Origin of the sequence: Actinoplanes aureus, assembly GCF_015704865.1 — a bacterium.
In the GTDB taxonomy this organism is placed as follows: Bacteria; Actinomycetota; Actinomycetes; order Mycobacteriales; family Micromonosporaceae; genus Actinoplanes; species Actinoplanes aureus.
The window spans coordinates 59,676-79,971 of sequence record NZ_JADQTO010000025.1; the positions used below are offsets into that span (position 1 = coordinate 59,676).

The window sequence follows — 20,296 nt, forward strand, 5'->3', positions numbered from 1 at the left end:
GTGCGCCAGCGCTGCTTCCCGGGCGGGTGAAGCAGCCCTGGCGCACAGCCGGCCCGCAAAACCCCGCCTTGTCGGCCACCGAGCTAGCAGCAGTGGCTGTCTCGCTGATCAACACCTCGGCGGCCGTGCCCGGCCGTGCGGTCGACAGCCACCGGTCGACCGCAACCGGCCCTGCGAACCGCGAGCAGGCGCCCCCGGCCGCTGGCCAGCAACCGCCGGGCGACCGGCTCTGCAAACCGCAAGCGAACGGCTCCACCACCGCCCGCCTTTCCCGCGCGAGCCGGGGTTTGCGTCCCTGCCCGCGGCGGCCGCCGGGAAACGCCAAGCCGTCGTACTGCGGGCAGGACCGGGCGCGGGTGCTGGCCACGCGGCCGGGCTGCCTGCCCAGGGCTGGCGGGGCCGGGCGCGGTTCGTCGTGGTTGCGTGCCAGCGCCCTGGGCGTCGGCTCCGGGTGGAAGGGCCGCCCACGGGTAGGCGATCGGCGGGGGACTACTGCCGGTAGCCGCCGTTGCGTGGTGGGTTGGGGAATGTGGATCCACCACGATCCGCGAGATCAGCCGCAAACCCGGCCACTGCCGGCTACCCGACGTCACTTCAGCCGTGCGCCAGCCCTGGTGCCGACCCGCGGACATACCCAGGCGGCGGGCCGTAACCGGGAGGTGATGCTGTTTCCCGGCGGTCGCGCTGGGGCCGGGACGGACAGCCTGGCCCGCGCCGGGAGAGCGGGGACAGGGTCGGCTTCGGCGGGACACCGGTCACGCGTACCCCGAAGAAGCTAGACCTGGAGAGCCTTCCGGCCCAACGTGGGTGCTGTCTGGCAGCCGTTGAGACAGCAGTGAGCGTGGGCCGAGCAGATCACCGCTTGGGGAGCCTGACTACGGAAGCCCTCTAGATCTAGATGCCGGTCTGTGCGCTGATCCGTCCCTCGTCGACGGCGGCGGTGAAGGTGGCGTGGTCGCGTTCGGACTGGTCGGCGTAGAACTCGGCGAACTGGGCGAGGGCGCGTTCGAAGCGGTCATTGTCGCCGAGGTAGGCGGCGATCGCGATGCGATCGCCGCCGCGAGCGTGCGCGCGGGCCAGGGTCCAGCCGCAGAGCTCGGCGTACGCCTGCATGCCGGGCGGGTCCATCACCTCGACCACCGCCCCGCCCTTCCAGTCGCGCAGCTGGCGCACGTAGAAGTCGCGGGTCTTGCCGTCGAAGCCGGACACCCGGTGCCATCCGAGGAAGATGTCGCTGGCGGCCTGCATGATCCGCTGGCCGGTGACCACCCGTCGTCCCTCGTGCTCGTAGCCGGCGGGCGGGGTGTGTGCGGCCAGCACCGAGCGGCCGGCCTCCTTCACCTGGAGCAGCAGCGGATCACCGTCGTCGCGGCCGGTCAGCAGGACGATCCAGCAGCGGGTGCCGACGCTGCCGACTCCGACCACTTTGCGGGCCAGGTCGACGAACTCGAACGCGTCGAAGAGCCGCTGACGATCCGCCGGGAGGCTGTCCCGGTAGCCGGCGAGCAGGTCGCGGATCTGGCTCTCCAGCTGCTTGCGGGCCACGGTCGGGACCAGGTCCTGCACCGGCACCAGCAGGGGCGGGTCGGCCACGATGCGGCGCTCTCCGTCGACCAGCGCGGTGAGTTTGCGGTACGCCTGGAGGCTGGTCCGGGTACGCGCCTTCGCCCCCGCCTTCTCCAGCCGTCTCCGGCGCACCTTGCCGAGCTGGTCACCGAGCCGCTTCTGGAGATCGTCGATGTCCGCGCGGGCGTACCAGACGTCCAGCTCGCGCATGCCGGCGAACTCGATCATCGCCTGCCGGTAGGCGCGGGCGGCCGCGGTCGTGACCAGCGCCCGTTCCTTGCGCCGGAAGCCGTTCGCCCGGCCGGCCAGGGCGAAGCTGGCGACCAGGCGTTTGACGTCCCACTCGAACGGGCCGGGATGGGTCTCGTCGAAGTCGTTGAGGTCGAATACCAGGCGCCGCTCCGGTGAGGCGTAGGCGCCGAAGTTGAACAGGTGTGCGTCGCCGCAGAGCTGGCTGGTGAGCCCGGACGACGGGGTGCCGGCCAGGTCTGCGGCCATCACCGCAGCGGAGGCACGCAGGAAGGTGAGCGGGGAGGCGAGCATCCGGCCGTGCCGGATCGGCACCAGCTCGGGCAGCCGGTCGGTCTCCTCGGCGACGAGCACCTCGACCGGATCGGGCCGGTCGGCAGCCGGCTGGAAGTCGGCGTGGCGGTCGAGCGGGACGCGCTTGCGGGCGGCGCGCCCCGCCTCGGCCCGTGCGGCGGGGTCGCGCCCGTAGGCTGGCCCGGTCATCGAGTGTGGTCGCCGAAGGTCTCGAGCAGGATGTCCCGCTCGCCCTCGGTGAGGTTGGTGGCGATCAGCTTGCTGTGCAGGCCGTGGAAGCGCTCGCCGAGCCGGTCCAGGTTGCCCTGCTCGGTGACCAGGAACAGGGCGGAGGTGCCCTCGGTGACCTCGAGCCGGATCTTCTCCAGCTGTTCCCGGTCGATGCCGGTGCCCTGGGTGGCCTTCGCGAGGGCGCCGATGCCGGCGCCGACCACGCCGCCGACCACCGGGACCAGGAACAGGCCGCCGATCACGATGCCCCAGAACGCGCCCCAGCCGGTGCCCCGCCAGGCCCGTTCGTGCTCGTGGTGGGTCTGCGGCTTGTCGGTGCCCTCCGGCCAGGTGACGACCGCGTGGTCGATGATGTGGACGAGGCCGTCGGCGGCGGCGTCCTTGAGGATCTTGGACATCTGCTCCGCGCGATTCGGGTCGTCGAACTTCCATACCGTGAAAGTGGTCATGGGTTGCTCCTCGCGGTTCGTGTGCGCCGCCATCCTGCGCCGTTGCGCGACGGCGTCTCTTCATCCGGGGTGGGGGATTCGGCCGGCGCGCCGGCCGAGATCAGGCCGTTGATCCAATGGGTGGAGGGGTCGATGTCGACCAGCAGGCCCTTGGTGAGCAGGGTGAGCGGGATCGCCAGCAGCGCGCCGAGCGGGCCCAGCACCCAGGCCCAGAACACCAGGGACAGGAACGAGACGCTGGCCGAGACGCCGACGGCGTCGCCGACGATCTTCGGTTGGATGACCGACTGGATCACGAAGTTGACCGCGCAGTAGAGCACGATGACGGTCACCATCTTCTCGGGGCCGCCGTCGAGCAGCGCGAGTAGCGCCGGCGGCACCAGACCGATCACGAAACCGATGTTGGGGATGTAGTTGGTGATGAACGCGAGCAGACCCCAGAGCACCGGCAACGGTACGTCCAGCGCCCACAGCATCAACGTGTCGACGACCGCCACGATGAGCCCGAAGACCGTCGACACCCACAGGTAGCGGCGGGTGCCCTGGGCGAAGGAGCGGAACGCGCTGACGACCTGCGGGCGATCGACCATCACCGAGTTCAGCTTGGCCGGGAACTGCATCGCGTCGACGCACATGAACAGCACGACGGCCAGCAGGAACAGTGAGTTGGACAGGAGGCCCGTCAGCCCTCCGAAGATCGTCTCCACGATGCGGAGAACGGTGCTCGGGTTGGCGCCGGTGACGGCGGACCGGATCTGCTCCGTGCTGACGCCGAGGCCGGCGAGCCCGTTGACCAGATCGTCGCGCAGAGCGGCGAACTGGCTCTGATACTGCGGCAGTATGTCGATCAGCTGGGCGATCGAGACGACGAGCGCCGCGCCGAGCGCGACCAGGATCAGGTTCGCCGCTACCAGGATCGCGAGCATCGCGGCCCAGGCCGGTGCGCCTCGGCGGCGCAGCCAAGTGGCGATCGGGCTGACCGTGACGGTCAGCATCAGCGCGAGAAAGACCGGGCCGATGAGATGTGCGATCCCCCGCATCCCGCCCACGACGACCACACCGCAGGCCGTGCCGAGCAGGACGAGCACCCCGCGCGGAAGGCCCGGCGGGGGTGCGGAACCCGGCCGCACCGTGTTGCGGTGCGGCCGGGACACCAAGCGGGTCATGAGGGCAGCCCGCGCCGGCTGGGACCGCCTCCTCGAGCGGTCCCGGCCGGGCGGGGGTCAGTACCGAACCTCACGGCCGTGGGCGGTGAGGGCGTAGATGACCAGGACGTCGATAGCGATCACGATCGTCGCCCAGACCGGGTACGCCGGCAGGAAGGCGATGTTCGCCAGGGCGCTGAGCACGGCGATGACGATGCCGACGATCCGGGCCCACATCTTCCCGTAGAGGATGCCGAGACCGGCGGCGACGCCGATCAGGCCGATGATCAGATGGGTCCAGCCCCAGGCGCTGTAGTCCATCGGGATGACGAGGCCGTTGTTGGTGGTGATGTAGAAGTCGTCGCGGAACAGCGCGACGAGCCCTTCGATGGCCTGGAACGAGCCGAGCATCAACAGCATGACGCCGGCGAAGACAACCATGCCCACCCAGCCGGTCGGTTCGCGACGGGCCGCCGGATACGCCGGCTCGTCGTGCGCCCGCCGGGATTCTGTGTCGGTCATGCTCCATCTCCTAGTCAGAAGGTGTGCGACTGAGTTCCGATCGTGTGCCGGTATCGATGACCGGCACGCCATCCGTGGCGGATGAACCGCCTCCGACCCGGCTCAGGCAGACCACCTGCAGACCGGAGTCGTCCAGGCGGGTGAGCAGTCGCACCAGGTCGGCTTCGGACAACCTGCCGCGGATGGTGCTCTGGTGGGGCAGGGCCCGGCAGCGCAGGTCACGGAGCGCCATGCGCAGCAATGGGCCGAGGAAGCCGCGCACCCGGATCTCGTAGCGCTCATACATGACACGACTCCTTCAACGGGGACGACGAATGTCTCTGACGGTCGCCGATCGATCACGTAACGCGACTCCCCCGTGCGGGATGAACGGCCCGGAACCGCGGTGCGGAACCCGGCGGCGGTACCGCGCGCGGGCCGGAGTTCATCCGTCCGGAATGAGGAGCGGCCGCGGCCCTTCATGGCTCACTGATCGGGACGCCGCTGCGCCGCGCCGCGGCGGCACGACAGAGACGCGCGGCTATGGAAGGAGAAGTTCATGGCAACTCTGGTCGCCATCGGCTACCCCGACGAGACCACGGCGACAGCGGCGTCGCTGGAAGCTGACCGGCTGGCGAAGGATCTCATCATTCAGCCGGATGCCATCGCGGTGATCATCCGGGACCGTGAGGGCAAGTACCACGTCACGACGAACCACCACGCGGTTGCCGGCGGTACTACCTGGGGCATGTTCTGGGGCCTGCTCTTCGGGATGCTCTTCTTCGTCCCGGTGCTGGGCATGGCGATCGGTGCCGGCCTCGGTGCGCTGACCGGCAAGCTGACCAAGAGCGCCATCAACAAGGAGTTCCAGGAGCGGATCCGCGAGGAGCTTCAGCCCGGCACCTCGGCGCTCTTCCTCGTCGTCGAGGCGGTCACCCCGGACAAGGCCGTCGAGGCCCTGAGCAAGTACGGCGGCACGGTCCTCAAGTCCTCGCTGCCGAAGGAGACCGAGCAGGAACTGCAGGAGGCGCTGCACGGCGGCGGCCAGCAGTAAGGTTCGTGTCTCGTCCGGACGCCGCCCGTGAACCGGGCGGCGTCCTTCGTGGAGGGTGGGGAGATGGCGCGCACCGACTGGATACCGGGCCTGCAGGCCGCCGCTACCTACAAGCCGGCCTGGCTGCCCCGGGACCTGGTCGCCGGGATCGTCCTGACCACGTTGCTGGTGCCGCAGGGCATGGCGTACGCCGAGCTGGCCGGCCTGCCCGCGATCACCGGGCTGTACACGTCGATCATGTGCCTGCTGGCGTACGCGGTCTTCGGTCCGTCCCGGATCCTGGTGCTCGGCCCGGACTCCTCGCTCGGTCCGATGATCGCCGCGGTGATCATTCCGATCGCCGCCTCCGACGGTGACCCGGCGAAGGCGGTGGCGCTCGCCTCGATGCTCGCCCTGCTGGTCGGCGTGCTGATGACCGCGGCCGCGATCTTCAAGCTGGGTTTCGTCGCCGACCTGCTGTCCCACCCCACGCAGCTCGGTTACGTGAACGGCCTGGCGCTGACCATCCTGATCGGACAGCTGCCGAAGCTGTTCGGTTTCTCGGTGGACGCCGACGGCCTGATCGACGAAACCGCCGGGTTCGTCGAGGGGGTGGCGTCCGGTGCGACGGTGCCGGCGGCTCTTGCCGTGGGGGCCTGCGGGCTGCTGGTGATCCTGGTGCTGGGACGCTGGCTGCCGAAGATTCCGGGCATTCTGCTCGCGGTGCTCGGCGGGATCGTCGCGGTCGCCGTGTTCAGCCTCCCGGACCGGGGCGTCGACGTGGTCGGCCCGCTGCCGCAGGGCTTCCCGCCGTTCACCGTCCCGAGCATCAGCTGGTCGGACCTGGGCCTGCTCGCCGCCGGCGCGCTCGGCATCACCCTGGTCTCGGTGACCGACACCATCTCCACCGCGTCGGCCTTCGCCGAGCGGACCGGGCAGGAGGTGCGCGGCAACCAGGAGATGGTCGGCATCGGTACGGCCAACCTGGCGGCCGGCTTCTTCCAGGGTTTTCCGGTGAGCACGAGCGGCTCGCGTACCGCCGTGGCCCTGCAGTCCGGTGCCCGTACGCAGCTGACCGGTGTGGTCGGCGCCGCCGCGATCACGCTGATGCTGGTGGTGGCTCCCGACCTGTTGCAGAACCTGCCGCAGCCGATGCTCGCCGCGGTGGTGATCGCGGCCTCGCTGTCGCTGGCCGACATCGGCGGCATGCGCCGGCTGTGGCGGCAGCGGCGGGTGGAGTTCTCCCTCGCCGTCGCGGCCTTCCTCGGGGTGGCGCTGCTCGGGGTGCTGCCGGGCATCCTGGTCGCGGTGTGCCTGTCGGTGCTCAACGTGTTCCGCCGGGTGTGGTGGCCGTACCAGGCGGTGCTGGGCCGGGCCGACGGCGTGGCCGGGTACCACGACCTGCGTTCCTATCCGGACGCGGAGCTGATCCCGGGACTCGTGCTGTTCCGCTTCGACGCGCCGCTGATCTTCGCGAACGCGCGCACGTTCCGGGAGGAGATCCGGCACCTCTCGCATGCCGAGCCGGCACCACGGTGGATCGTGATCGCCGCGGAGCCGATCACCGATATCGACACCACCGCCGCCGACATGCTCGAGGACCTGGACGAGGAACTCAACGCCCATGGGATCTCGCTGGTCTTCGCGGAGATGAAGGATCCGGTCCGGCAGAAGATCGACCGGTACAAGCTGACCCGGACGATCGACCCGGCGCACTTCTACCCGACGATCGAGGACGCGGTGGCCGCGTACCGAATTGCCGCATCCTGATTTCATCCGCGCCGGGGGAACACGGCGCGTGACCACGGGATGACTCTGACGGCATGGCCATCATTGAACCCGGCGCCGAGCACCGGCGCCTGCGCGACGCCGACAACGACACCGTGCCCTGGCGCCGGTGGGGACCCTACCTCAGCGAACGGCAGTGGGGGACGGTCCGCGAGGACTACAGCCAGGGCGGCGACGCCTGGGCCTACTTCAGCCACGATCACGCGAGGTCCCGGGCGTACCGCTGGGGCGAGGACGGCATCGGCGGCTTCTCCGACGACGAACAGCTGATCTGCGTGTCGGTGGCGTTGTGGAACGGCGCTGACCCGATCCTCAAGGAACGGTTCTTCGGGCTGACCAACGCCGAGGGCAACCACGGCGAGGACGCCAAGGAGTACTGGTTCTACCTGGATGCCACGCCGACCCACTCGTACCAGCGGATGCTCTACAAGTACCCGCAGCGGGAGTTCCCGTACAACGACCTGGTCGCCACCAACCGGGACCGGGGATTCGGCGACTTCGAGTACGAGCTGCTGGACACCGGCATCTTCGACGAGGACCGCTACTTCGACGTGGAGATCGAGTACGCCAAGGACGGGCCGGAGGACATCCTGTGCCGGATCACCGTGCACAACCGCGGTCCGGAGGCGGCGACGATGCGGGTCCTGCCCACCCTCTGGTTCCGCAACACCTGGTCCTGGGACGGACCGGAACCGCGGCCGGTGCTGCGTTCGGTGCCCGGTGTACCCGGTATGTCGGTGGTCGAGGCGGATCATCCGCGGCTCGGCACCCGATGGCTGGCCTGTCTGGGCTCGTCCCCGCTGCTGTTCACCGAGAACGAGACGAACGCCGAGCGGATCCTCGGCGAGCCGAACCACAGCCCGTACGTCAAGGACAGCTTCGACCGCTACGTCGTGCGGGGGGAGACCGGCGCGGTGAACCCGGCCGGCATCGGCACGAAGGCGGCCGCGGACGTCGCCCTCGACATTCCGGCCGGCGGTTCGGCGGTGGTCCGGGTACGCCTGACCGACGAGCCGATCGTCGCGGGCGGCGAGGACCGCCGGTCGTCCGAGGAGGCGTTCGACGCGCTCGTGGCGCTGCGCCGGGCCGAGGCCGACGAGTTCTATGGCACGCTGCTCGCCCCCGGCCTGCCGGACGCCGAACGCGAGGTGGTGCGCCAGGCGCTGGCCGGCATGCTGTGGAGCAAGCAGTACTTCGGGTACGACGTGGAGCGCTGGCTCACCGAGCACGGCCGGGACCCGCTGGAGGCCCGCGGGGTCCGCAACGGCGACTGGTTCCACATGATCTGCCACGACGTGATCTCGATGCCGGACACCTGGGAGTACCCCTGGTTCGCGGCATGGGACCTGGCCTTCCACACGATCGCGCTGAGCATGGTCGACCTCGGCTTCGCCAAGAACCAGCTGGACCTGCTGCTGAGCCGCCGCTATCTGCATCCCAACGGCCAGATCCCGGCCTACGAGTGGAACTTCAGCGACGTCAACCCGCCGGTGCACGCCTGGGCCATCCACCTGGTGTACGAGCTGGACAAGTCCCGCCGCGGCGGCCAGGGCGACCACGACTGGCTGGAGTCGGTCTTCCACAAACTGGCGAAGAACTTCACCTGGTGGGTGAACCGCAAGGACCACGACGGCAACAACATCTTCCAGGGCGGCTTCCTCGGGCTGGACAACATCGGCGTCTTCGACCGCAGCGCCGAGCTGCCCACCGGCGGCTATCTGGACCAGGCGGACGGCACCGCCTGGATGGCCCTGTACTGCCAGAGCATGCTCCAGATCGCCCTGGAGCTTTCGGCTCGGGACCCGGTCTACGTCGAGCAGGCGCAGGCGTACTTCGAGCACTTCGCCTGGATCGCGGTGGCGGTGAACCACGCGACCGGCAGCGCGAACATGTGGGACGAGGAGGACGGCTTCTTCTACGACCTGCTGCGGCTGCCGGACGGCAGCTCCCAGCGGCTGCGGGTGCGCTCACTGGTCGGGTTGCTCCCACTGGCCGCGGCCACCGTGTACGACCCCGGGCTGACCTCCCGGCACCCCCAGTTGATCGAGAACATGCGGGACTTCGTCGCCCGCCATCCCAGCGTCAGCTCGGTGCTGACCGGCGGCCGGGTGCAGGGCCGCAAGGGTGAGCACCTGCTCGCGCTCTTCGACGAGAGCCGGCTGCGCCGGATCCTGGCCCGGATGCTCGACGAGGACGAGTTCCTCAGCCCGTACGGCATCCGGTCGGTGTCCCGGTACCACCGCGATCATCCGTTCGAGTTCCGGGTGGGCGACCGGACGTTCTCCGTCGACTACGAGCCGGCCGAGTCGGACAGCGGGATGTTCGGCGGCAACTCGAACTGGCGCGGGCCGATCTGGTTCCCGACGAACGTCCTGCTGATCCGCGCGCTGCTCAACCTCTACATGGCGTACGGCGACGAGCTCACCGTCGAGTGCCCGACCGGCTCCGGCGTCAAGATGACGTTGTTCGAGGTGGCCCGGGAGCTCTCCGAGCGGCTGACCAGGATCTTCCTCCCCGACGAGGAGGGCCGCCGGCCCTGCTTCGGCGGCCAGCACATCTTCGCCAGCGAACATTGGCGTGATCTGATTACCTTCTCCGAGTACTTCCACGGCGACAATGGGGCGGGGCTCGGAGCCTCTCACCAGACCGGCTGGACCGGGCTCGTGGCGGTCTTCCCGAACATCTTCGCTGGACTGACCGGTCCCGAGCTGTTGGACCACGGCATGGCCGGGGTATTGCACCGGCTGGAAGGGCAGGAGGAACGGGAATGAGCGCGTGGCCGTCCGCACCGGCGATCTACGAGATCGACACCTGGCCGTGGCTGAGCGGACTGGAGCGCCGGCTGGGCCGCCCGCTGACCCTGGCCGACGTGCCCGGTGAGATCTGGGACGAGGTGGCCGCGTCCGGCCTGGACGCGGTGTGGCTGATGGGTGTCTGGGAGCGCAGTCCCGCCGGGCTCGAGGTGGCCCGGGCGAACGAGTCGTTGCAGCGGGCGTTCCGGGCGGCGCTGCCCGATCTCACGCCGGCGGATGTCGTCGGCTCGCCGTACTGCGTACGCCGGTACCGGGCCGACGACCGGTTCGGCGGGCCCGCCGGGCTGGCTGCGGCCCGCGCCGAGCTGAACCGGCGTGGTCTGCGGCTGGTGCTCGACTACGTGCCGAACCACGTCGCCCCGGATCACCCGGCGACCGGCGAGCACCCGAACTGGTTCATCCAGGGCACCGCACAGGAGCAGCTCGACGATCCGGCCGGCTGGTTCACCGCGGCCGGCCGGGTCCTTGCCCACGGCCGGGACCCGTACTTCCCGCCCTGGCCCGACGTCGCCCAGCTGAACGCCTTCGACCCGGGCCTGCGGGAGGCGACGGCGGCGGCGCTGATCGGGATCGGCGAGCAGTGCGACGGTGTCCGCTGCGACATGGCGATGCTGGTCACCAACGAGATCTTCGCGCGGACGTGGGGGCGGTGGGCCGGACCGGCGCCGGGTGCGGAGTTCTGGCCGTACGTCTTCGAGCGGGTCCGGGCGGCGCACCCCGGCCTGGTCCTGATCGCCGAGGCGTACTGGGACATGGAGTGGGCGCTCCAGCAGCAGGGGTTCGACTTCTGCTACGACAAGCGGCTCTACGACCGGATGGCCCACGAGGACGCCGACTCGGTCCGCAAGCATCTCAGCGCCGGACGCGACTATCAGGACGGGCTGCTCCGCTTCGTGGAGAACCACGACGAGCCGCGGGCCGCCGCCACCATGCCCGGGGATCGTGCCCGCGCGGCGGCGATCGCGATCGCCACCCTGCCCGGCGCGGTGCTCTGGCACGACGGGCAGTTCGAGGGGCGGCGTACGCATCTGCCGGTCTTCCTGGCCCGCTACCCGGAGGAGCACCTCGACCTCAACCTGCGGGACTTCTATCGCCGGCTGATCGAGGTGACGGCTCCGCTGCGCCGGGGCGACTGGCGGCTGCTCGACTGTCACGGCTGGCCGGACAACCCGACCCACCACGACGTGCTGGCCTGGGCCTGGTCGGACGGTGACACCCCGCGGCACGTGATCGCGATCAACTTCGGTGACCACACGTCGCAGGGACGGATCGCGCTGCCCTGGCCGACGGTGGCCGGACGGGCCTGGCGGCTCACCGATCTGCTGGACGGCCGGGTCTTCGAACGCGACGGCGACGAACTGGCACGAAGCGGCCTCTACGTGGACCTTCCGGCCTGGGGAGCGCACGTACTCGCGGTCGAGTAAGGAGCCAGGTACCCAGGGTCACGATTATCCGATCCGGACGATGCGCGGGTAAGTCGCCGAGACGAGTCTGAACGAGAGATCGAATGGGGTCGGCTCTCGGAGGTAAACAGACGTGTCTATCGAACTGATCGCGGATCCGTCCGGCGTGATGAGCTTTGACCCGGACAGTTCGTTGCTCGACTGCAAGTTCGCGGTCCCGGCGGCGCCGCCGTTCATGGTGGCCCGTCCCGCGCTGCTAGACCGGGTCACCGAGGGTGTACAGGGCCCGGTCACCCTGGTCACCGGGCTGGCCGGCAGCGGCAAGACGCAGCTGCTGGCCTCCTGGGTGAACAGCCGCGCGGTGGACTGGCCAGTCGCCTGGATCACCCTGGAGCAGGGTGACGAGCAGACGTCGACGTTCTGGACGTACGTGATGGAGGGGCTGCGCCGGGCCGGCGTCGACGTTCCTCCGGTGCCCGGCGGAGCGGTGAGCCGGGCCGTCCTCGGCCGCCTGGCGACGATGCTCGACGAGCAGCCCACGCCGATCGTCCTGGTTCTGGACGGAGCCTCCCAGCTCCCCGGGCGGGACTGGGCGATCGGGCTGGAGTTCCTGCTCAGCCACGTGAACCGGCTGCGGGTCGTGCTCACCGGCCGCTGGGATCCGCCGCTTCCGCTGTACCGGTACCGCCTCTCCGGCCAGCTCCGCGAGCTGCGTACCGCCGATCTGGCGTTCACCGCCGCGGAGGCGCGACGGCTGATGGAGCTGCACGGCGTGGACCTCGGGGAGCCGGAGCTGGCGACGCTGCTGGAGCACACCGAGGGCTGGGCCGCCGGGATCCGGCTGTGCGCATGCGCGCTCCAGGGCCGTGCGGACGCGAAACGGCTGGTGAACACGATCTCGGGCAACGAGTCCACCATCGCCGAGTACTTCGTCGGCGAGGTGCTGCGGCTCCAGCCGCCGGAGGTGCGCCGCTTCCTGCTGGAGACCAGCGTGCTGGACACTTTCACACCGGAGCTGGCCGCCGTGGTCACCACCCGGCCGGACGCCTACCGGATGCTGACCACGCTGACCCGGGAGAACGCGTTCATCCAGCCGGTCGGCGAAGGGTCGGACGTCTACCGGTACCACCGGCTCTTCGCCGAACTGCTCCGGGCCCAGCTGGCCTGGACGGAACCGGAGGAGGTGGCGGTACTGCACGGGCGGGCGGCCGTGTGGCTGGCCGAGCAGGGCCGGCTGCTGGAGGCGGTGGACCACGCGGTGCAGGGCGGCGACTGGGGCACCGCGGCCGCCATGGTGGTCGAGGACTACGCGGTCGGCCGGCTGGTGATCGAGGGCAGCTCCGGGCGGCTGGGTGCGATCTTCGCCCGGCTCCCGGAGCATCTGGAACTGCCCGAGGTGGTCATGATCCGGGCCGCGATGGCCTATGGGGACGGCCGGCGCGAGGAGGCGGCGGAGCGGCTCGCGTACGCCGGCAAGCTGCTCAGCGTGCGCGGCAGCGCCTGCGGCGACGGGCTCACGCTGACCGGCTTCCTGGTGCAGATCCTGCTGCTGGCCGAGGGTCCGGAGGCCGAGCGGGTGACCGAGCTGGTGGCGGTCGCCGAGGCCTTCCTCGCCGTCGCCCCGACCGAGCGACTGGCCCGGCATCCCGAGCTGCGGCTGCTCCTGCGGACCGCGGAAGGCATGGCGCTGAGCAACGCCGGGGCTGTGGACGCGGCCGCCGACGTGCTCAGCGACGCGGCCGCCGGGCTGCTGCCCGGCTGCGAGTCGCTGCGGATCAACAGCCTGAGCCGGCTGGCGCTGCTCGAGGCGTACCGGGGGCGGTTGAGCCGGGCCGAGACGGTGGCGCGGCAGGCGCTCGAACTGGCCGGCGAGTACGGGTTCGAGCGCAAGCAGCGGCTGGGCGCGGCCGAGGTCGCCCTGGCCTGGGTGGCGCTGGAGCGGTACGACATCGAGGCCGCCGACCGGCACATCCGGGCGGCTCAGCCGCTCTGCGGGACGGGGGCGGACGGGCTGGCGGTGCTGTCGTACGCGATCGTCCGGGCCCGCCGTCTGCAAACCCGCGGTGAGCTGCGCGGGGCGATCAACGCCCTGCGTGCCGCGGACGAGTCCGACGTGGCGGCGTCGGCTCCGGTGTGGCTGGTCCGGGAGGTGGCCCTGGGCCGGGCCCGGATGCTGATCTCGGGCGGCCACCTGGACGAGGCGGAAAAGACGCTGGACCGGTATCCCGAACCGTGCCCGCCGGACGTCGCGGTGGTGCGGGCCGCCCTGGCGATGGCCCGCGGCGAGGCCGGGCAGGCGCACGACGTCGCCCGGACCGTCGCGGACGCCGCCGGCGTACCGGTGCCGGTCGCACTCGACGCCTGGCTGCTGCTGGCCATGCTGGCGGCGAACGGGGAGGACACCTCGGGCGCTCGGGAGGCGCTGCGCCGGGCACTGCGGGTGGCGGCGGGGGAGTCCTACCGGCGGCCGGTGCACCAGGTGTGGAGCCAGTTGCGGCGGCTGTTGCGCGACGACGACCGGCTGGCGGTGCAGTACGGCGCGCTCGGCGCGGGCTTGGCACCGGGGACGCCGGCCGTGGTGGGCGAGCCGGTGGTGGTGGAGGCGTTGAGCAAACGGGAACTCGATGTCCTCAAGGGGATGGCGGCGATGCTGCCCACCGAGGAGATCGCCGCGACACTCTACGTCTCGGTCAACACCGTCAAGACCCATGTCCGGAGCATCCTGCGCAAGTTGTCCGCCGCCCGGCGCAATGAGGCGGTACGGCGGGCCCGGGCGCTGAACCTCATCTGAATCGTGCCATCGCGGGCGACTTGCCCCGTCTTGCACCAATGTAGATATCGGGCGCATTACCCGCTAATGCAACTTGCAGTTTGACCACCCGTTCTGCGCCACACGCCAATACGAGGGGTTGTCGTGTGCGTACGGCGTGTGCTTCGGTGACCGTGAAGGCTCAGCCGATGATTCACCCTCCGTATTCACAGGTTCCTCGACGACGGATTCACCGCTGACGTTATTCGTCGATGGTGACGCTTCGTGTTTGTCGCGTGCCGGGGGCGGACACGCGACTGGACCGGCGCTCGCCCGACGGCCAGGCTTCGAAGAAAGGCACCCAGCGCTCGCCCGTTCCGCGAACCGGGCGTACCCGCTGCGTGGTGCCGTTGGGGGGATTGCGGTATGCGGGAGATCAGGCTGAGCGGCCTGTCCATATCGGCGGCGGCCGGGCGCGTGGTCCGCCCGCGCGTGCCACAGGGAGTGCTCTGGCGCGCACGCCTGGCCGAGGCGCTGGACGCCGGTGTCCGCCGGGCGGTGACGATGCTCTGCGCCGGGCCGGGCTGGGGCAAGACCGCCCTGGTCTCGTCCTGGGCCGGCACCCGGTCGCTCTCCGGCCCGATCGCCTGGCTCACGCTGGACGCCCAGCACGACGATCCGCTGGCCTTCTGGTCCGACCTGATCCTGTCGCTACGCACGGCCGGGGCCATCCCGCCGACCAACTCCATTCCCGAACCGCCGCCGCAGACCGTGGACGACGACCGGGCGTTCCGGCGGGCCTTCACCGCCGCGCTCGCCGGTCTGCCCGCGGTCACCGTGGTCGTCCTCGACGACCTGCACCGGGTCACCGACTCGCGGGTGCTGGGCGGGCTGGCCGACCTGCTGGCGGATCTGCCGGAGCGGCTGCGGTTCGTGCTGATCTCGCGTACCGAGCCGGCGGTGCCGCTGCACCGGCTCCGGGCGGCCGGCCACCTGACCGAGCTGCGCGCCGCCGACCTGGCGTTCCGGGTGGAAGAGGCGGGGGAGCTGCTCGCACTTCAGGGCCGCCGCCCGGCCCGCCCGGACCTCGCTGCCCTGGTCCGGCGGGCGGAAGGGTGGGGAGCCGGGCTGCGCCTGACGGCGGAGACCCCGGACGGGTACGGGGCCGTCGAGGACTATCTCGTCCGGGAGGTACTGGCCGGGCAGCCACCACAGGTCCGGGACTTCCTGCTGCGGACCAGCGTGCCGGACCGCGTCTGCGGGGAGCTGGCCGACGCGCTCACCGGGCAGCGGTACGGCCACCAGACCCTGGAGCGGTTGGAACGGGCGAACGTCTTCGTGGAGCGGATCGGTCCCGGGCGGTGGTTCCGCTACCACCAGATGTTCCGCGCCGCGCTGCGCCACCAGCTCGCGCTGACCCATCCGGAGACGGTGCCGCGGCTGAACCTGCTCGCCGCGCAGTGGTACGCCGGCAAGGGCAACGGCCTGACCGCCCTGAACCACGCCGCGGCCGCCGAGGACTGGGACTTCGTCGCCCGGCTCGTCGTGGAGCGGGGGCTGCAGCTGTTCGCCTCGGTCGACCGCGCCGACCTGATCGAGGTGTTGCGGCGGATCCCGGCCGACCGGTTCACCGACACCGCCGAACTCGCCGTCAGCGGGGCCATGCTCGCGTACGCCGAGGGCGATCTGGACGTGATCCCGCAGCGGCTGACCCGGGCCCGCTCACTACTGGCCGGTCGTGATCCGGCCTATCGCGCCGGCAGCGACCTGGCGCTGACCGTGATGGAGTGCGGCGCCGTTCTCCGCCGGCACGGTGAGATGTCCCGGCTCACCACGGTCAGCTCCGAGATGCTCGACGAGTTGGCCGCGCTGCGCTGGGACCAGGTGCCGGCCCGGCTCCAGTACCGGGCGATCGCGCTCAGCAACAAGGGCACGGGTCTGCTCTGGACCGGCCGCCTGGACCACGCGGAACGGTATCTGTGGGCGGCCGCCTCCGGAGCCCGTGCCGCCGGGGTGCCGCTCGTCGAGATCAGCGCCTTCGCCCACCTCTCCCTGCTCGCCTTCGTCCAGGGGTCTTTGAACGGGGCCCTCGAGCACGTGACCGCGGCCACCGACGTCGCCCGCCGGATCGACGCCCAGCACCGGCCCGCCGTCGCGCTCGCGTACCTCACCGAGTCGCTGATCGAGTCGGAACGCGGCCGGGAGTCCGAGGCGGAGGCCGCGCTGCGGCGCGGGCTGCACGCGCTCGGCGACAACCCGGAGGCGACGCTGGCGATCGTGGCTGTGCTGGTCCGCGCCCGGCTGCTGCTGGACCGGGGCGAGCCGCTCGCCGCCCGGTCCGTTCTGCGCCGGGCCGGTGACGAGGCCGGGCCACGGCTGACCGCACCGTTGCTCGACCGGCTGCGCTGGCTCGGCATCGCGGAGACCGACCTGGCCCTGAGCGCGCCGGACGCCGTTATCGCCCGGTACGCCAACCGGCCCGCGCTGCCCGCGCTCCTCCCGGCCGAGCAGGTGTGCCTGGCTCGCGCGTACCTCGGAGCCGGGCGGGAATCGGCGGCCGAGAGTCTCCTCACCCGGGTGCGGGAGAGCCCGGACCGCGTCTCCGCGGTCTCCGCCTGGATCCTCACCGCGCTGGCGGCGGACGCGCACGGCCGGGCATCCCGCGCCGGCGAGGCGCTCACCCGCGCTCTCGCCGACGCCGAGCCGGAGCTGATCCGCCGGCCGTTCCGCAGCTTCGACGCCGCACGGGTGACGGTCCTGGCCGAACGGCAGCAATGGCTGACCGAGCTGCGCCGGCCGGGCGGCGAGGGGGTGCTCGAGGAGATCACCGGGGAACTGCCGGTGCTCGGGGCGGCGGCGCACACGGCCGGCCCGCTCAGCGAGCGCGAGATGGAGGTGTTGCAGTACCTGCCGACCGTGCTCACCGCGGCTGAGATCGCGGAGAACCTCGGCATCTCGGTGAACACGGTCAAGGCCCACATGCGGTCGATCTACCGCAAGCTGGGGGCCGGGCGCCGGCGCGAGGCCGTGGTCCAGTCCCGCCAGCTCGGCCTGCTCTGAGGCCGGTCAGCCCGGTGGGGCGTCGACCCGAGGCGCGGTCCGCCGCAAGCGCGGCGGTCGTTCCGACCACAGGTCGGCGAGCAGCCCGCCCACGACGGCGGTGAGCAGCAGGACGAACGAGATCACATAGAGCCAGCCGATGAAGGTGAAGGCCAGGCCGATCGTTCCGTACCGTTCGGCGCTGGTCTGGATGGCCCGCGGCAGGTAGATCGAGCCGGCCGCCCGTACCCCGACCATGACCAGCGCGAAGAGCGCGCCGCTGAACAGCAGCCGGAGCCGGGGCAGAGGTCCCAGCAGAATCCGGGGCAGCAGGAAGGCGAGGGCGAAGTCGGCGGCGAGGGCGAGGAAAACACCGGCGACCCGGGGGGCCGGCAGCAGGCCGCTCAGCCAGCCCAGCACCCGCGCGGTGATCAGGAAGAGGACGAGCAGAATCACGGTACCGATCTGCCACGCCGTCGCGGCCGGACCGGCCGGCCGTCCCGGCGACGACCAGATCACCCGGTACGCGCGGTTCAGCGCCCGGGCCAGTCCGGTCGCGGACAGCACCACGATCAGGCTCCCGAGCAGCCCGAAGGCGCTGCTGCCGCTATCGCTGAGCGCCTCGTCCACCACCCGGACCGCGCTGTCCGGCAGCTTCAGCAGGTCGTCCAGCTTGTCGCGGGCACGATGACCGAAGAACGCGCCGAGCATGATCAGAATCGGGAAGATCGAGGTGAAGGCCTGGGCGGCCAGGGTCATCGCCCGGTCGAAGATCTGTACCCGGATCAGCTCGCTCGCCGTGGTCAGCGCCAGTTGCCCGGCCCGGTTCTGGAGGATCGGCGCGGCGCGCGGGCGCAGCCACCGGGGCATGACGGCGAGAATCCGGCCGGCGGTGAATGTCGGCCCCGGACCCGATGTGGACGGCTCGGTCACCCCGTCATGGTCTGCGGCCCGGTGGGGGTGAGCATCATCCGGCACGGATGGCGTCGGCGCCCCGGACGGCACCGACACTTGCGGAATGCAGCAACCCGAACCTCACGTGCGCCGGTTCGCAGCGCCGGTGCTATCCGCTCTGGTCCCGGTGGGCCTCGGCGTGGTGGCGGTGGCCGTCACCGTGGGCCTGGTGCCCGGCATCAGCGCCGACAGCGGGTGGGCGATCCTGGCCGCCGCCGTCCTGATCGGACTCTTCGGAGCCGTGGTGCGTCCCGTTCTGGTGGTCGCGCTCTCGGCTATCGGCTGGGCCGGCGTCGTGGCGGGCTGGCTGGTCGTGCAGGCGCTGCTCGTCTACGCCGCGCTGCTGCTCGTCCCGGGCATCCAGGTGCACGACTTCTGGAGCGCGTTCTGGGCCTCCTGGCTGGGTGCGGTTCTGGTGAGCATCGGACTCTGGGTGGTCACCGCCGGGCAGCCCGGCGCGGTCACCCAGCACCTGCTGCGGGTCAACCGGCATTTCCGGCGCAGCGTGCCGACCACCGAGGTGCCGGGCGTCGTCATGATCCAGATCGACGGGCTGTCGGCGCCGCTGGCCCGGTGGGCGATCGAGGCCGGCAACCTGCCCACCCTGGGCCGGTGGCTGCGCACCGGCAGCCACACGCTCGCCGAGTGGCACGCGCAGCTGCCGGCGACGACGCCGGCCAGCCAGGCGGGGCTGCTGCACGGCGCGAGCGCGCAGGTTCCAGCTTTCCGGTGGTACGAGAAGACGGCCGGCCGCCTCGTGGTGACCAACCACCCGCGGGACAGCGCCCTGGTCGAGTCCCGCTGCTCGGACGGCCGTGGACTGCTCGCCGACGGCGGGGTCAGCGTCAGCAACGTCTTCTCCGGTGACGCCGCCACCTCCCTGCTGACCATGAGCACGGTCCAGGCGAAGCAGCGCCCCGGGCCGGCCCGGTATCTCAGCGCGTACCTGATCGACCCGTTCGGGCTGACCCGGTCCCTGGTGCTGACCGTCGGCGAGATGATCAAGGAGCTGTACCAGGCACGCCGGCAGAGGCTGCGCCACGTGCAGCCGCGGATGCGCCGGCACGGGTCGTACGTGCTGCTGCGCGGCGCCACCAACGTGCTGATGCGGCACCTGAATCTGACGATCATCGCCGAGCAGATGATGCGCGGCGCGCCGTCGGTCTTCTGCGACTTCGTCGACTACGACGAGATCGCCCATCACGCCGGTCCGGCCCGGCCGGAGTCGCTGGCCTCCCTGGAGGGCATCGACGGGGTGCTGGCCACCCTGGAGGAGATCGCGGCGTCGGCGCCCCGGCCGTACCACTTCGTGGTGCTCTCCGATCACGGGCAGAGCCAGGGTGCCACCTTCGAGCAGCGCTACGGCCTGCGGCTGGACGACCTGGTGGAGCGGTTGACGGCGGCCGGCGAGGTGGCTGTCACGAAGGAGAACGAGCAGGAGGGACGGGCGCGGGCGTTGCGGGCCGGGCTCACCCGTACCCCGGAGAAAGAAGCGCAACCGGCGGCGGAGCCGGCGCCGGACCGCCCGGAGATCGTCATCGCCGCCTCCGGGAACCTCGCCCTGCTGTACTTCACCCGGCTGGCCGGCCGGGTCACCCTCGAGGAGATCGAGGAGCGGCACCCGAAACTGCTGCCCGGGCTGGTCGAGCATCCCGGCGTGGGCTGGGTGATGGTGCGTTCCCGTACCGACGGCCCGGTGGTGCTGGGCCGCGCCGGGCGGCGCCGGCTCGACGACGACAAGGTGGAGGGCCTCGATCCGCTGCTCGGGTTCGGCCCGCTGGCCGCGGAGGACCTGCGCCGGCACGACGGTCTGGCGAACACCGGCGATCTGTTGATCAACAGTCTCTGGGATCCGGTCACCCAGGAGGTCGCCGCGTTCGAGGAGCTCATCGGCTGCCACGGTGGCCTGGGCGGATGGCAGAACCGGCCGGTGCTGATCCATCCGCGATCGTTCTCCGCGCCGCGCGAACTGGTCGGCGCCGACGCGGTGCACCGCCTGCTCTGCGACTGGATGGAGCAGGTGGGATGCCGGACCGCCCGGCGGGACCTCATCCTTCCGGGGTGAACCCGCCGCCGGGCCGG

13 protein-coding genes are annotated in these 20,296 nt (G+C 71.1%); 7 read left to right on the plus strand and 6 right to left on the minus strand.

Annotation, left to right across the window (positions count from 1 at the left end):
* Positions 1-894 precede the first annotated feature (894 nt).
* Genes I4J89_RS37475 through I4J89_RS37495 form a run of 5 tightly spaced genes read right to left on the minus strand, consistent with a single transcriptional unit; the run spans position 895 to position 4,742 of the window.
* Positions 895-2,298 carry a DUF2252 domain-containing protein gene (locus I4J89_RS37475; RefSeq protein ID WP_196418927.1) on the minus strand — a complete coding sequence of 468 codons (1,404 nt, stop codon included), beginning with the start codon at positions 2,296-2,298 and terminating at the stop codon, positions 895-897.
* Complete coding sequence (locus I4J89_RS37480; RefSeq protein ID WP_196418928.1) at positions 2,295-2,789, minus strand: DUF1269 domain-containing protein; 495 nt, start codon at positions 2,787-2,789, stop codon at positions 2,295-2,297. Before I4J89_RS37480 ends, I4J89_RS37475 begins: the two co-directional genes overlap by 4 nt.
* Positions 2,786-3,955 (minus strand): AI-2E family transporter, encoded by a 1,170-nt coding sequence (locus I4J89_RS37485; protein WP_196418929.1) that lies wholly within the window; start codon positions 3,953-3,955, stop codon positions 2,786-2,788. The genes I4J89_RS37480 and I4J89_RS37485 overlap by 4 nt, the downstream gene beginning before the upstream one ends.
* A 57-nt stretch (positions 3,956-4,012) precedes the next feature.
* Entirely contained in the window at positions 4,013-4,456 is a 444-nt protein-coding gene (locus tag I4J89_RS37490) for a DUF7144 family membrane protein (protein ID WP_196418930.1), read from the minus strand.
* A 10-nt stretch (positions 4,457-4,466) separates the two neighbouring features.
* Positions 4,467-4,742 carry a DUF8691 family protein gene (locus I4J89_RS37495; RefSeq protein WP_196418931.1) on the minus strand — a complete coding sequence of 92 codons (276 nt, stop codon included), beginning with the start codon at positions 4,740-4,742 and terminating at the stop codon, positions 4,467-4,469.
* A 252-nt stretch (positions 4,743-4,994) separates the two neighbouring features.
* Here I4J89_RS37495 and I4J89_RS37500 point away from each other — a divergent pair, with 252 nt between their 5' ends.
* The 6 genes from I4J89_RS37500 to I4J89_RS37525 all read left to right on the plus strand — a co-directional run bounded on the left by I4J89_RS37500 (position 4,995) and on the right by I4J89_RS37525 (position 17,281).
* Positions 4,995-5,489, plus strand: a complete 495-nt coding sequence (locus I4J89_RS37500; protein WP_196418932.1) for a DUF1269 domain-containing protein — start codon at positions 4,995-4,997, stop codon at positions 5,487-5,489.
* A gap of 63 nt (positions 5,490-5,552) precedes the next feature.
* Entirely contained in the window at positions 5,553-7,238 is a 1,686-nt protein-coding gene (locus tag I4J89_RS37505; protein WP_196418933.1) for a SulP family inorganic anion transporter, read from the plus strand.
* Positions 7,239-7,291: 53 nt separating this feature from the next.
* Positions 7,292-10,027 (plus strand): MGH1-like glycoside hydrolase domain-containing protein, encoded by a 2,736-nt coding sequence (locus I4J89_RS37510; RefSeq protein WP_196418934.1) that lies wholly within the window; start codon positions 7,292-7,294, stop codon positions 10,025-10,027.
* Positions 10,024-11,493, plus strand: coding sequence for an alpha-amylase family protein (locus I4J89_RS37515; RefSeq protein ID WP_196418935.1), 1,470 nt, complete (start codon positions 10,024-10,026; stop codon positions 11,491-11,493). Before I4J89_RS37510 ends, I4J89_RS37515 begins: the two co-directional genes overlap by 4 nt.
* A gap of 112 nt (positions 11,494-11,605) precedes the next feature.
* Positions 11,606-14,263 carry a winged helix-turn-helix domain-containing protein gene (locus I4J89_RS37520; protein ID WP_196418936.1) on the plus strand — a complete coding sequence of 886 codons (2,658 nt, stop codon included), beginning with the start codon at positions 11,606-11,608 and terminating at the stop codon, positions 14,261-14,263.
* Positions 14,264-14,647: 384 nt separating this feature from the next.
* Positions 14,648-17,281, plus strand: a complete 2,634-nt coding sequence (locus tag I4J89_RS37525) for a winged helix-turn-helix domain-containing protein (RefSeq protein WP_230860262.1) — start codon at positions 14,648-14,650, stop codon at positions 17,279-17,281.
* Between the two features lie 6 nt (positions 17,282-17,287).
* On the opposite strand, the gene I4J89_RS37530 is transcribed toward I4J89_RS37525, so the two are convergent.
* Positions 17,288-18,193 (minus strand): YhjD/YihY/BrkB family envelope integrity protein, encoded by a 906-nt coding sequence (locus I4J89_RS37530; RefSeq protein WP_309238641.1) that lies wholly within the window; start codon positions 18,191-18,193, stop codon positions 17,288-17,290.
* A gap of 85 nt (positions 18,194-18,278) precedes the next feature.
* Between I4J89_RS37530 and I4J89_RS37535 the strand changes: the two genes are divergently transcribed.
* Positions 18,279-20,279, plus strand: a complete 2,001-nt coding sequence (locus I4J89_RS37535) for a phage holin family protein (protein WP_196418937.1) — start codon at positions 18,279-18,281, stop codon at positions 20,277-20,279.
* Positions 20,280-20,296: the final 17 nt, after the last annotated feature.